The sequence below is a fragment of the Microbacterium sp. P5_E9 genome (assembly GCF_054049175.1).
Genome location: NZ_JBFUMV010000020.1, coordinates 64,228 through 76,952, shown reverse-complemented (window position 1 = coordinate 76,952; position 12,725 = coordinate 64,228). Strand labels below are relative to the sequence as shown.

Genomic DNA, 12,725 nt, shown 5'->3' with positions numbered 1-12,725 from the left:
GCCACGCCCGGTGGGGCTACCTGGAGAAGCCGTTCTCCCGCGACGGGCAGTTCGGGTGGTCCGACATGGAGACGGGCCGGTACATCGAGCCGAAGGGGGAGCGGTGGGCATTCCGGTCCTGGAGCCGCGGCACGTCGACGGACATAGCGGTGTTCAGCCACCGAGACGACGCGCTACGAGCGCTGATGATCGATCTCGCGCGGCCGGGAGCCGGCGGGCGCTCGTTCGCGCCGAGGAACCAGCCTGTGGGGGTCTCGGTCCTGGACATCGACGAGCGGCCGGCTCTACGCTGGGACGACCGTGAGGCCTTGTTCTCTGACCGCTCGTGGGGCCGGGACTCATTTCTGCCGTTCGTGCGCGCGCCGCTCGCGGATATTGCGGCGTCGTTTGCCTCTCCGGCGGGACTACCGCTCCTGACCTACGTCACGCGCGCCGACCAGGGGCACTGATATCGCGCCGACTGACCGGTCTCCGGGCGGCGGGTGATAGCCGTGACATCAAACGGTGACGCTGGCAAGATGGCGGTATGGCACGGGCGTGGCAGGTGATCCTCGGTGGATTGCGATGGGGCGCCTTGCTCTGCGTCGTCGGGGGCGGATTGATGTTCGTTGCCGGAATGCTGACCGACTTCAGATCCCTCGCTGGCACCGGCTTCCTATTGGTGGGCGGAGTCTCTCTGTTGGTCGGCGCCGTGTACTGCGGTGTGTTCGCCGCCGACGAGAGCCGCTATCGCCGCATGCGGCGCGAGGACTCGGCCCGAGCCTGAGGCTCGGGCCGTCACTGTGGGCTGACCTGCGCCGCTCGAGCAGATCTTCGAACACCCAATGGGGACCATTGAGGGACCCGCTCTCGGGCGTCGCCCGATGGGCGAATGCGCTGATTCGAAGGCGACGCTCCACTCAAAGCGAGGGTGTGGACTCAGTTGGCTGTGAAGTATAGATCTCAACCACGCCGGAGCGATTGCGAGTAGCCAGCACGGTCGCGACGATCCCCAGCCCGAACGTCGACACCAACACACTCAACGTCCCCAACCCGGAGAATAACGGGACGAGGTTCGCAGCGTCCGATGCGCCCGCTCCGACGGTCAGCAGTTGGGGCAGCAGCCATGCCAGCGTCGCGAGGCCCAGCGCCACCATGGGCGCCCATTTCCACGGCGACGGAACGACTCCCGCACGAGCGATCTCCACACTCGCGATCAGACCCGCAGCAAACGGAATCAAGGCCCCCGCGTACCCCCACATCAGCCACCGCTCATCAGGGACCGGGAGCACCGTTGAAAGCGCTGTAGACACGATCGCCGAGACCAGTGGCCAGACTGCGACCAGACACATCGCCGTGACGCCGAGCGGCTTGCGGGCGACGACGCTGCCCTCTCGGCCGAATCCGATCGCGAAGACCATCACACCGATCGCCCAGACGACGTCCGCCATCACGCTGATGCTGACGAGGAGACCAGCGGCCGGGAAGAGGGAAATCGAGTCTCGCAGGACGCTAAGAACACCACAGACAATCAGCGCGATACCACCGAACAACCACGTCTTCCTGCGACTCTGCATGCCGCAACCCTAGCGGCGGGGCGAAGACCGAAAGCGCCACAATTGCGCCCGATAGCGGACCGGCATCCGCCCCAACCCTCGGATACCGTGAGCCTGTGATGGAATACCGCGTTCAGTTCGCAAACTACTGGTCGGAGAAGAACGGGGACGAGGTAACGGACGAGACAATGTCGCTCGAGGACGCGCGGCGCTGGGTCTCGAACCACCCTCAGACTGAGTACGTCATTCTTCAGCGCGAGGCTGACGCGCCGGGGTCCATCTGGTCACTCCTGTCACTTGAGAACGAGTGCTGATCGTCCTCACGGTCGATGTCGCGCGTGCCCACTCCTGAAGTTGAAGAGTTGAGCGCCACCGCCTAGATCAGTCTTGAGCGCCGGTTGTCACCGGCACAATCGAGGCCCGCTGAGCGACCGCTATGCGCGTCGGAGCGCCCGGATGAGAAGCCAGACGCCAACGGCGGCGTTCACGATGGAGATGACGAACAGCACGTTGAAGGTCACGAGGGGCGTGAACAGTAGGGCGAGCCCACCGGTGGCCCCGTCACTGCCGGCCGCGCCGAATCCGCCGATGAGGGAGCCCGTTCCGTTCGTCGAGAATGTGGTGGCCAGCACTAAGTAGGCCGCCGTGACCACACCGGCCATGAGGGGGATGGCCGGTGCGATCAGCTTCTCCGATCGTTTCCAGGCGGGCGAGAACCACACCATCAGGTACCCGATGACCGCACCCATCAGCGGGATCACGTAGATACCGACCGCGACCGCCAGGCCGGCGGTGATGATGTACCCCCGCGATTGCAGGGCGGACTTGCGCGGGGCGGGGTCGGCGGCGACCTCGTTGCGTGCCTCCGCCGCGATGAACGCCGGGTCACCGAGTTGCGCGATTCGCTCCTGGGCGGCCGTCCGATCCAGACCAGCGAACTCCTCCACGATGCCGGCGCGGATCTCTGCGGCGGTCTCGTCGGGGACGCCGACCAGCGCCTCATCGAGGCGACGCAGATAGGCATGCGCTTCGTTGGGCAAGTCAGTTCTCGGCATCGCCGACTCCTTCCACTATGTCGGTCACCGCTCGCACGAACGGCGCCCACTGCTGTCGAAAACTCTCCAGCTCCCGGTCCCCGGCGGGAGTCAGACGGTAATACTTGCGCACTGGACCCGCACCGGACTCCTGCTCGAACGCGACGATCAGGCCGCGCTCCCGCAACCGGGTGAGGATCGGATACAGGGTGCCGATACTCGCGATCACGCCCGGCTTCGCAAGCGCGTCAGCCAGTTGCCAGCCGTACATCGGCTCACGAGACAGCGACCCCAGGATGCAGTACTCAGCGACGCCCTTCCGCAGCTGCGCACTAACATCCGGTATCATGCGTGACACGCTATCATGCAACACACGGTAGTCCGAGAACCCCGTGACTGGGGGCGCCGGTGGTCGCAACACAGGGAGAGCTGACATGTTGCGAGATGCGAGCTGTCGCGTTGAGGACCGGCGGGGGGGGGGGGCAGGGAGTTGCCGGTAGCTACGACCGACGTGAAACCGACCGCGCAGCCGCCGCCGTTGCGGTGACGATGACGGCGGGGGCAGCTGTCGCTTCGGGCTGGAGTTCATCGCGTGCGGGCGGGGCGGGTCCTTCGACGTCAGATCCAAGCAGTGCGCGCAGTTGTTGCATCGTTCGGGCGAGCCGGGATCGTGCGGTGGAGGGATTGATGCGGAGGATTGCGGCCGCTTCGTGGGAGCGGAGCCCGTCCCAGTAGACGAGGCGGACGAGTTCTGCGTCGTCATCGTTGAGGGCCTCGAGTGCTTCCCGGAGCTCGGATGAGAGGTTGTCCGATGGGATGGTCGCGTTCTGCGCGCGCATGTCATCTACGAGCCGTTGAACGGCCGCGGATCGTCGCGCAAGGGATCGGCGTGAGTTCAGCATGACGTTCCGTGCGGTGACAAAGAGCCACATTCGCGCCTGCTCAGGGTCGTCAGGGATTCTCTTTCTGAGCTTCCATGCAAGGAGGAGCAACTCTCCGAAGGCCTCAGCGGCGTCGGCTCCGTTGACAAGGCGACGCTGAAAGTAGCGCGCGAGGTCGCCTTCGTTCCGGCGGAGGAGATCTTCGAAGGCACCCGCATTACGGTTCCGCGCCCTCATTAACGGCAGTCCGAAGTTTGAGACGCGAGGCTGACCTCGTGGCCCGGCCAAATCTTGTGCCCGTGAGCTTCAAGATCATCCCAGAGCATCTCGGCGACCAGCTGGTTGAGCGCGTACTGCTTGATCTGCGCATCGCTGAGAATCATCGGACTGACATCGCCATCGCCGTCCGTCGCCTGCGCGTTGGCCTCGCGGAGGCTCGCTTCCGCTTGCGCGGTATCGAGGCTCTCGAGGTCAATGCTGCTCACGAACGACTTCGCCTCCCGAACGATCGGATCGTCTTCCGCTAGACCGTCCCACTTCACTAGAAACCCTTGGAAGCATGCCGATCCATCTAGCTGGTCGATCGAGAAGACGTTGTCGGCGACCCAGCCCCAAGGTGTCTCCGTCCCTCCACCCGCCATCGCAACCGATCCCGCACCGACCAGCACGATGGAGGCCGCGGCGCTCGCGCCCCAAATCCTCCATCCGCGCCGACGCCGCGCTCGCGCCTCGGCGAGGATCCGCGCCCGGTGGGACCCAAGGTCTGCCGGCACGCGGACCTGGGGCGCTGCCTCATGCAACGCCGCCCTAAGCTCACTGTCGTCCATTGCCCATCACTCTCTGTTGACATGCCTTGAAATGCACATGTCCGCAGCAAAGGAAATTGTCCAACCAAACCCGAATCTGTGAATACTCATGGATGATCCCCGAAATCCAACAACCAGGTGGTGTCGATGGTCGATGGCGTCCGCCGAGCCAAGGCGAAGTCAGCAGTATCGACCCCGCCTCGTTGGATGGCACGCCTCCCGTCCTTGATACGCCGCGCCCGGACCCCTCCGCCCGGTGGACCGGACATGCGGGACGTGGTGTAACTCGCGGAGGGGTGAGCCTTCACTGGCGTGCCGACGGTTCCGGCGTAGTCGAACTGAGGGGAGGAGGTCAACCTGCCGGGTCTTCGACGTCCACACCCGCCCCCGTCATTGCGTCACCACGCCCAACCGCGTTCCTCTTCCCACCGTCGACCCGCCACTCGGGCTTGCGTCTGCGGTGACCGCAGTCGCGCTGAAGGGAACCTCTCGGTGATCGACCGAGTGTGCCGTCGCGGCTGCCCAGGAGATGTCGATGGGCTCCGTGGGGCAGATTCAGATCGGCAGGGCTAAGAGGCGGATTGGCCATGGAACTCCGCAGGACGTTGTTCGGGCAGGTCGTCGTGGCCGCTCTTGCCAGCAAAGCTGGGGTGTCGACGTCCTATGGGACGCGGAGTTCGCGGATGGGTTCGCGGCGGCTGGCGGCGAGGGCGGGGATGAGTGCGGCGAGGGTGGCGGTCGCGGTGGCGAGGATGCTTGCTGCGGTGAGGAATCCGGGCCCGGGGAGGGGCGCGCCGGTGGCGAGGAGCACGGTGATGGCGGTGGTGTTGCCGAGGATGGTGCCGGTGAGGGCGAGGAGCGCGGTTTGGGTGAGGAGGAGTCCGATGATGAGGCTTCGGGTGGCGCCGAGGGCGCGGCGGCGGCCGAAGTCTTTGCGGCGCATCATGACGAGTCCGTAGAGGATGATCGCGACGAGGGTGCCGGTGATGGCGAGCATGAGGAGTACGAGGCCGCGGGAGGATGATCCGAGTTGTCCTTGGATGAGGGCGCGGAGTTGGGCGAGGGCTTCGCTGGTTTGCACGGTGATCTTGGTGGGGTCTTCGGCGGCGAGGAGGGACAGCACGGCGTCGCTGACGGGGGCGACGAGGTCGGGGCGGGTGGCGGTGACGACGAGGATGTTGATGGTCTCGGAACCGGTGGGGTCGGGTTGCGGGATGAGTACGACGGGTTCGAATCCGGCCAGGAAGTCGGGGGTGGTGAGGCGCCCGGCGAGGGCGTAGTCGGCGCCGGTGGTGAGCGTGACGCTGCCGGCGACATCGGGCAGCCCGAGTTGCTGCAGTGCGGTGGCGGAGGCGTAGGCGAGTTGTCCGGGGACGGGCGAGGCGGTGGGGACGCCGAGCCGGTCCAGGCGTGTGCCGTAGGCGTAGCGGACCGGGACGCGGGTACCGTCTGGGATCAGCGTGTTCGTGGCGTCGATCGCGGAGGAGAACCCGGCGGCCCATTCGATGCCCTCGACTCCGGCGATCCGGTCCATCACGTCGCTGGTCACCCCGGCCCCGTCTTCGGCGCGGACTGTGATCGAGCGGGTCCCGGCGGAGTCGATGGTGGATAGCACGGACTGTTCGGCGGCGACGGTGCGGCCGGTGGTGAGCATCACCGCGACGATCATCCCGGCGACAATCAGCACGGTCAGGGTCGACGCGACCGGTTGCGACCGGGCGGACGCGACCGCTTCCCGGACCACGGCGACCGGGTTCACAGTCGGATCTCCCGGTCGCAGGCGGCGGCGACGTCGGGGGAGTGGGTGACGACGATCACGGCGGCGCCGGTGCTGGCGTGATCGCGGAGCGCGTCGACGACGAGGCTGCTGGTGGTCGGGTCGAGGTTGCCGGTGGGTTCGTCGGCGAGCAGCACCCGGGGGGCGTTCAGCAGCGCCCGGCACAGCGCGATCCGCTGCGCCTGCCCACCCGATACCTGTCCCGGTTTGCGGCCCGGCGGGACATCCACCCCGAACCGGTCCAGCAGTCCGAGCGCGGCATCCCGCGCCGCGGCGCGCGACTGCCCCCGGTACAGGGCGGTCTCGGTAACGTTGTCGAGCACGGTCCGGGTCTGATCCAGCGCGGCATCCTGGAACACGAACCCGAACAGGTCCGCCCGCAGCCGCGCCCGTGCCGCATCCCGCAGGCTGCTCACGGGCACCCCGTCGACAAGGATCTCGCCATGTTGCGGGTGCAGCATCACCCCCAACAGGTACAGCAGGGTCGACTTCCCCCGTCCCGAGGGGCCGGTCAGCGCCGTCATCGACCCGGCCGGGAACACTGCTGACCACCCGTCCAGCACCCGCACCCCCGGCACGTACTCGAACACCACATCCCGCGCCTCAAGCACCGGCGCGGCACCCACCGCGCCGGCCCGTGATTCGATGGCGGCGAGGGTCACGGCGCGGACTCAGATGCCGGCACCCGCACCCGGGTGCCCTCGGCCACCCCGTCGATCACGCTCATTCCCCGTGCCGACGCGGCCACATTGACGGGGATTCGTTCACCAGTCTCGGCGATCACCGCGACCTGACCGTCGGCACCGGTCACCAATGCTGCCGAGGGCACCACCAGGCCGGCCACCGGCTCCACCGTCACGATCCGCGATCCCAGCAACGCCTGCCCCGCCACGGGCACCTGCCCGCAGTCGGCACCGCAGATCACCCCGCCATCCGCGCCCTGGAGGCTGACGATCACGGTCCCGGTCTGCTCATCCCTGACCTGGTCGAGGACGAAACCCTTCCACACGGCGCCTTCGGGTGAGGTGATCTCGACCCGGGTGCCGGTCGGCATCATCCCCGCCTGCCCGTCCGTGACCGGCACCGTGAACACCGGCGACGCCGGCAACGCACGCACCACTTCCTCACCCCCGGCGACACTCTTGCCACGAGCGATCACCTCACCATCGAGGGACACCCGGGTCGGCAGCGACGGTACGAAGATCACATCCCCCGCGTCCACCACCCCGGTCTGCGGTACCCCCGACGCCTTCTGCCACGCCTTCACCGCAGCGACCGTCCCCGCACCGGCACGCCCATCTCCCACCCCGCGGTAAAAGCCGAGCGTGGTCAGCATGCCCTGCAGCTGCGCCACATCGGCGCCCTCCGTCCCCGCCCCGATCGCCCGGAACGCCGGCACATCGCCCTGCGCCACCACCACCGGACGCTCATTCACCCGATACAGCACCGCCCCTTGCGACACCTCATCCCCCGGCGCGACCGCGACCCCCGTCACCACCCCCGAAGCCAGGTTCGAACCGACCGGCACCGGCGACCACTCTGCCACCGTGTTCAAACTGATGCTCGAGCCCACCTCACCCGTCGCCACCGACACATAGGTGAAATCCGTTGCTTCCAACGGGTCAGCCGCGGGCGTCAACACCGACGCCGCAGCCCACCCCACGCCAAGCGTTGTCGCAATGACAACGAATCCGAGGCCGCCGAACCACAGCCATCTGACACGACCTTGGCGGTGAGATGCAAGCACACCTGATTTCATGAATCCCTCTCGCACCCTCCCGCGGATGCCACTAAAAGTCTGTCGCGTCGATCATTACATTGACGCATGCCACTATTCCTTTCCGATCGATCCCGAAGCGTCGCAAGCGCGAACCGCTGCAAGTCCAAGTCGGTGATTGGCGGGAGCGGGCGGTTCCGGCGCCGCTACGGCCCGATCGCCCTAGTCCAAGCCAGTTCGACCGGTCGCTGCGGTGACGGCCGGACTACCCCCTGTCACTGATCCGCGCGGCAGATCCATCTTTGGGCAGATGAGGCGGTTCGATGTCGAGCGCTGTGAAGACGCGGAGGAGTGTGTCCATTGTGGGATCGGCGATTCCGCCAGACGGTGCCCGACCTCGCTCCAGACAGCCGTACGCATAGACCGACAACCGAGCCGCGTCGTTAGCGACTTGCTCTTGCGACAAGCCCTTACCTTGACGAAGCACGCGCAAGGCTAGTCCCAGAGACCTGGCAGCATCTCGCCGGCGCAGCGCATGTTCACTCTCGCTCATCCTCACTTGACCTCAAACTCTCTCGGACCTCACCCGGTCAGTTTCCGCAGAGCTCGATTCCTGACGTCATGCAACGAAGTGCCTCAGTGGCAGGTGAACCGAGATCGACCCCGAGGCGCAGATGAAGGGCGCAATCCACACTCGTGGCCGATGGCTAAGATGCTCAGCGCGTTGGCTGCTCGCCGGGCGGCGTCGTCGGTTGTGGCTGAACGGGGCGCCAGATCGGTCTCAGCCGACGGATGTAGTCGGTCCGACAACCGACGGCGTGTTTCGTGTTTCCCTAGCAGGGCGCAGGCAATGTGAGATTGTTGTCGGTGAAAGCAACTTCAGTTGCTGGTCTTGGTCTCGGAGCCGGTGCACAATGTGCCGATGAGGCTCACTCGGAGCCACAGAGAGCGCGGGATGATGCGAACGGGTCGGACATGACTGTCAAGATGACCGCGGCGGCAGTTACTTGCTCAAACTAAGGGCTTCCGTCGTGGCATTGTCCCTGCTGGTGCTGGGGTGCTGCATCACGGGGTGCGCGTCGCATCCGCGAGGGGAAGCGTCCCCGGCGCCGTCGAGCGCGGCCGTCACGGTGACGAGCGAAGCCGACGCGGATACCGCGATGGCCAAGTGTCTTCGCGCGCATGGGTGGACGGTATTCGTAAGCCCTTCGGGCGGTGTCCAGGCGGAGTTCCCGAACGAACAGCTGGAACGCTACGTGGCGGACGAGGACGCCTGCAACTCGGACCTCAAGTACCGGGAGTGGACTGACGCTGACTACTCGACGGTGTACGACGGCTTGCTCATCGCGTTGTCATGCCTGGAGGAAAAGAACTTCTCGACGCCCGGGGAAACCCCGTCGCTTCAGGTCTACATTGAGCACCGCCGCTCGAATTCAAGCGAGGTCTGGGACCCGTATTCGGAGCTCGCTCCCAGCGAGCTGGCAACCGCGCTGAAGGCTTGCCCCGAGCCTGACCCGATCTACTAACTAGGAGGCGTCCCACCAACTTGACCAACTGGACAGCTCAATATCGGGACGGGTCACCAGGGCTCGCGTCTCGCCGCTGCGCAGACCATGTCACGGTGCTGGCACCCGGTGTACGCATTGCGGGGAGCCGTCACGTGAAGTGCTGCGGGTGCCCATGGATCCGGACACCGACCAGCGTCTTCTGATAGCTGCCAGGCATGACCGAGAGCAAGAACAAGTCGCACCTCGCCGACTCCTCCGCCGAGCGCTGCTGGCGAAACACCTGCCGCGACAGGTAGTTCAAGATGCCCGCGACTTCGATCAATAGGCATCATGGACAGCGGCCACCTCGTCATCCATAGCGAAATTCGCCTAGGACCTCGAGCCCGGGCCGGGCCGATCCCGGGGTGGCTGATCGCGAAGATCCACCGGGCCTGTCGGCGACGCGGTCTGCTGCTGGCGATGGACATTGCCGGTGGGCAACGCAATGATGGCCCCCACGCTCGCCCACGTGCTCGCCGAGATACTCGTTCCCAGAGTCGGCGGGGCCGTCCGCGCACGCGCCCCGACGCTTCCTCGAGGACCGTGCTCACACACGCCCGGGGTGACCCGAACCGAACCGTGTCGTCGGCCCGGTGCCGACCGCTCCCCGCCGCGGGTCGGAGATGGTCACGGTCATGGTCACGTCGGGCCAGTAAGCGGCGTGGTCGTCGAGGGGCTTCGCCCCCGAGTACGGTCTGCAACGCGGGTGGTGATCCACGGGTCCAGGGTGTCGGCGTGCGTTGCGATCGGCGCAATGCTGAGGAGGATCGCGGTCGTCAGGACGGCGCGGATGGTGCGGTGTTTCAGGTGGTGGGGAGTCCCCAGAGTGTGTAGGAGATGACGGACCCGGCAGGCAGTTTGCCTTCCGCGGTTGTGCGGAGAACTTCTTCCGCAACGATGCGGCCGGTGTCGGTGGCGATCAGGAGGAGTCGGCGGGTGCCGGGGAAGCGGGTCGAGTCGGCCGTGATGCCGATCACGGGGCGTCCGGCGCGGTCGGTACCGGTGCCGGCGACCTCGACGTCGTCCCGGTTCAGGAGGAGGTCCAGCAGGACCGCGTGCTGCTGGTTGGTCATTGTCCAGTAGGACATGGCGAGGTTGATGGTGTCGATGAGGTCCGCGGCGTCAGCATCGGCGGGGAGCCCGAGGGTCATCAGCCATGCGGACATCTCCGCTTCGGTTGCCCCGGGCGGGTCGACGGTGGGGGCACCGAAGGCGCCGGCGGGGATCGTCATATCCGATATGAAGGTCCCGGCGGATGGGGCGTCGGCGGGTGGGATGGGGTTGTCCGATCCGTCCGCCCAGTAGGGAGTGCCGGCGACAACGGTTACGTGCCCGGACTGGTCGGGTTCCCACCGGAGAGTGGTGACTTGCGGGCTGATCGCCACCGTGGTTTCTCCCTGATGCTCGTCGATCTGCAGGTACCAGCCGGTCGCGGTGCTCTCCCGTTGCGGGTCCGCTGGCGACCCGTCGGACACAAGAGCGTGTTGTGCCAAGGCGAGCACGTCCTTCGCGGTCTGCCCGGTGTCGGTGAAGGTGACCGGGGTGGGGGTGAGCGCGACCGCTCGCGGTACCGAGACCAGCGAGAAGACCACTACGAGCGCAACCACGACAGTCGCCAGCGCCGGAATGACTGCGCTCCACCACAGGAGCGGTGAGCGTCGACGCGCCGGAGCCGGCGCCACCGCGCCGGTGATCCGGTCCCGCAACACCACCTGTGCGACCGTCAGCGGGGTGTCCTCGGGGGTGAGGGCGGGGTCGAGGCGGCGCAACAGTGCACCGAGCTCGTCATCATCGAATCGCATGGTTACCACCTCGCACGACCGGGATGCTCTCGCTGAGCCCAGTACGCAGCTTGGCTCGGGCGCGGGTGAGTGCGACCCAGACCGCGGACTCGCTGGCACCGATCACCTCGCCGACCTCGCGGGCTGTCAAACCCTCCCAATATGTGAGCATGAGTACCTCCCGCTCTCGGCTCGCCAATGCCTTCATCGCTGCTGTGAGCGCCAACCGATCTAGCGTCGACACTCCGACGGGTGGCTCCTCCACGAGCCGGACCAGCGCTCCCTCCGCGGCCCGTTTGCGGCGTGACCGTTTGTAGAAGTCCCCGATCTTGTGGGCGGCAGTGCGGTACAACCACGGCAGGGTGATGTCCGCCCGGTCCCGCTTCGACCACGCCACCAAAAACGTCTCCGCGGCGATCTCCTCCGCGATACCGTGATCGCCGGTCCGGCGTTCCACGTACCTGACGACGCGCACATAGTGCGCGGCGAAGATCGTGTTGAACTCGTCGCGATCCAGGGCGCACCACCTCACCGTCAAGACCCGTCACATGAGTATTGACGAACACGCACCCTCCCTTACGCCCGCACATCAAATCTGTGGGCAACCGCACCTCGCGCCAGAGGCTCATGCGGATGATCCGATTGAAATGCCGCCCTCCTCGGTTCAGTGACTCGGCCAACGACTCGAATCCGAAAATGCCCTTCCTGGTCAATCCCTTCCCCCCCACTCGGCCTGGGTCACGACGAGGCTTCACCGGTGAGGCCCGCTTGCATCCTGAGTTGACGTTCGCGGTCCAACCTTTCAGGGTCACGGCGGGCCCGCGGGTTTCGTCATCGGGACGTTTGGTGTGGCGGGTAAGGATTTCGCTAGTCGGACAACATGAAAATAGGGGCACAGCCCACGCTTCAGACTCGACGAATCGCCAGGAAGAGTCGACGATTGACCATCGAACAGCATGTGAGAGAAGAAGATGAATTTGAGAAGAAGGGCAGTCGCGCGGTGACGATCGCGTTGGCCCTAGTCGTGAGAGTCCCTCTCGCCGCTGACGGCTACATCGATGATGCGCCGTCGGACGGTTGCAGCGCCGGTTCCACCTACCGCGCATGACCCGAAACTCCTTCACCAGCGTGCGTCACCGGCCCCGGGTCTTGCTCGGTCTAGTCGTTTTCGGGACTCTCTGTACCTCAGTCGTGGTAGTTCCCTCGTGTGCGCAAGCCCCGAGCGAGCCCGTTCCCAGCGTCACCGCAACACCAGCGTCCAAGGAGATCAGTGACTACAACGACTGCATGATCGAGAGTGGGTGGGAGCCATCTGCGGTGGACGAGGACGGGTCGTACGGCTTTTCCTTCACCGACGCGCAGGCAGGTCCGTTCCGTACAGCTAACGACGCGTGCATAGAAGCCATCGGCGCCAACGAGGAACCTGATTGGACAACTGACCACTGGGAGAGCTTCTTCGGTGAGCTTCTCAAGCAGTCCGACTGCCTTGCGAACGAGGGGATTCCAGTGATCACCGCCCCGTCCTTCGCAACATGGTTGGACACCGGCCGAAGGTGGGGACCCTACGAAGGGGTACCAACAGAGCTGGTGATCGATCGCCTGGAGGAGTTGGAGAGCGCCTGCCCAAGCCCCACTAGCTGACCCGAA

15 protein-coding genes are annotated in these 12,725 nt (G+C 66.0%); 5 read left to right on the top strand and 10 right to left on the bottom strand.

Annotated features, from left to right (window positions below):
* A partial coding sequence (locus ACXJ3V_RS18380; RefSeq protein ID WP_457101793.1) for a hypothetical protein occupies positions 1-449 on the top strand: 449 nt, incomplete at its 5' end.
* Between the two features lie 77 nt (positions 450-526).
* Positions 527-766: a hypothetical protein gene (locus tag ACXJ3V_RS18375; RefSeq protein WP_457101792.1), complete on the top strand. Its 240-nt coding sequence runs from the start codon at positions 527-529 to the stop codon at positions 764-766.
* Positions 767-899: 133 nt separating this feature from the next.
* Here the strand turns inward: ACXJ3V_RS18375 and ACXJ3V_RS18370 are convergent, their stop codons facing one another.
* From ACXJ3V_RS18370 to ACXJ3V_RS18335, 8 genes are all read right to left on the bottom strand, one after another.
* Positions 900-1,556 (bottom strand): hypothetical protein, encoded by a 657-nt coding sequence (locus ACXJ3V_RS18370; protein ID WP_457101791.1) that lies wholly within the window; start codon positions 1,554-1,556, stop codon positions 900-902.
* 413 nt (positions 1,557-1,969) lie between these two features.
* Positions 1,970-2,590 carry an HAAS signaling domain-containing protein gene (locus tag ACXJ3V_RS18365; RefSeq protein WP_457101790.1) on the bottom strand — a complete coding sequence of 207 codons (621 nt, stop codon included), beginning with the start codon at positions 2,588-2,590 and terminating at the stop codon, positions 1,970-1,972.
* Positions 2,577-2,918 carry a PadR family transcriptional regulator gene (locus ACXJ3V_RS18360; RefSeq protein WP_457101794.1) on the bottom strand — a complete coding sequence of 114 codons (342 nt, stop codon included), beginning with the start codon at positions 2,916-2,918 and terminating at the stop codon, positions 2,577-2,579. The genes ACXJ3V_RS18365 and ACXJ3V_RS18360 overlap by 14 nt, the downstream gene beginning before the upstream one ends.
* A 151-nt stretch (positions 2,919-3,069) precedes the next feature.
* A complete protein-coding gene (locus ACXJ3V_RS18355; protein WP_457101789.1) occupies positions 3,070-3,687 on the bottom strand; it encodes an RNA polymerase sigma factor in 618 nt (205 codons plus the stop codon).
* Entirely contained in the window at positions 3,687-4,277 is a 591-nt protein-coding gene (locus ACXJ3V_RS18350; protein ID WP_457101788.1) for a hypothetical protein, read from the bottom strand. The genes ACXJ3V_RS18355 and ACXJ3V_RS18350 overlap by 1 nt, the downstream gene beginning before the upstream one ends.
* Positions 4,278-4,917: 640 nt before the next feature.
* A complete protein-coding gene (locus ACXJ3V_RS18345; RefSeq protein ID WP_457101787.1) occupies positions 4,918-6,000 on the bottom strand; it encodes an ABC transporter permease in 1,083 nt (360 codons plus the stop codon).
* 11 nt (positions 6,001-6,011) lie between these two features.
* Positions 6,012-6,695, bottom strand: a complete 684-nt coding sequence (locus ACXJ3V_RS18340; protein ID WP_457101786.1) for an ABC transporter ATP-binding protein — start codon at positions 6,693-6,695, stop codon at positions 6,012-6,014.
* A complete protein-coding gene (locus tag ACXJ3V_RS18335) occupies positions 6,692-7,675 on the bottom strand; it encodes a peptidoglycan-binding protein (protein WP_457101785.1) in 984 nt (327 codons plus the stop codon). Before ACXJ3V_RS18335 ends, ACXJ3V_RS18340 begins: the two co-directional genes overlap by 4 nt.
* A gap of 1,205 nt (positions 7,676-8,880) precedes the next feature.
* Here ACXJ3V_RS18335 and ACXJ3V_RS18330 point away from each other — a divergent pair.
* Positions 8,881-9,276, top strand: a complete 396-nt coding sequence (locus ACXJ3V_RS18330) for a hypothetical protein (protein ID WP_457101784.1) — start codon at positions 8,881-8,883, stop codon at positions 9,274-9,276.
* Between the two features lie 824 nt (positions 9,277-10,100).
* On the opposite strand, the gene ACXJ3V_RS18325 is transcribed toward ACXJ3V_RS18330, so the two are convergent.
* Together ACXJ3V_RS18325 and ACXJ3V_RS18320 are read right to left on the bottom strand one after the other, a co-directional pair.
* Entirely contained in the window at positions 10,101-11,099 is a 999-nt protein-coding gene (locus ACXJ3V_RS18325) for a hypothetical protein (RefSeq protein WP_457101783.1), read from the bottom strand.
* The gene (locus tag ACXJ3V_RS18320) at positions 11,086-11,610 is read right to left on the bottom strand and encodes an RNA polymerase sigma factor (RefSeq protein ID WP_457101782.1); all 525 of its coding nucleotides are present in this window, start codon (positions 11,608-11,610) and stop codon (positions 11,086-11,088) included. The genes ACXJ3V_RS18325 and ACXJ3V_RS18320 overlap by 14 nt, the downstream gene beginning before the upstream one ends.
* Positions 11,611-12,018: 408 nt before the next feature.
* Here ACXJ3V_RS18320 and ACXJ3V_RS18315 point away from each other — a divergent pair, with 408 nt between their 5' ends.
* Together ACXJ3V_RS18315 and ACXJ3V_RS18310 are read left to right on the top strand one after the other, a co-directional pair.
* Positions 12,019-12,186, top strand: coding sequence for a hypothetical protein (locus ACXJ3V_RS18315; RefSeq protein ID WP_457101781.1), 168 nt, complete (start codon positions 12,019-12,021; stop codon positions 12,184-12,186).
* Positions 12,187-12,365: 179 nt separating this feature from the next.
* The gene (locus tag ACXJ3V_RS18310) at positions 12,366-12,719 is read left to right on the top strand and encodes a hypothetical protein (RefSeq protein ID WP_457101780.1); all 354 of its coding nucleotides are present in this window, start codon (positions 12,366-12,368) and stop codon (positions 12,717-12,719) included.
* The last annotated feature ends 6 nt before the right edge of the window (positions 12,720-12,725 follow it).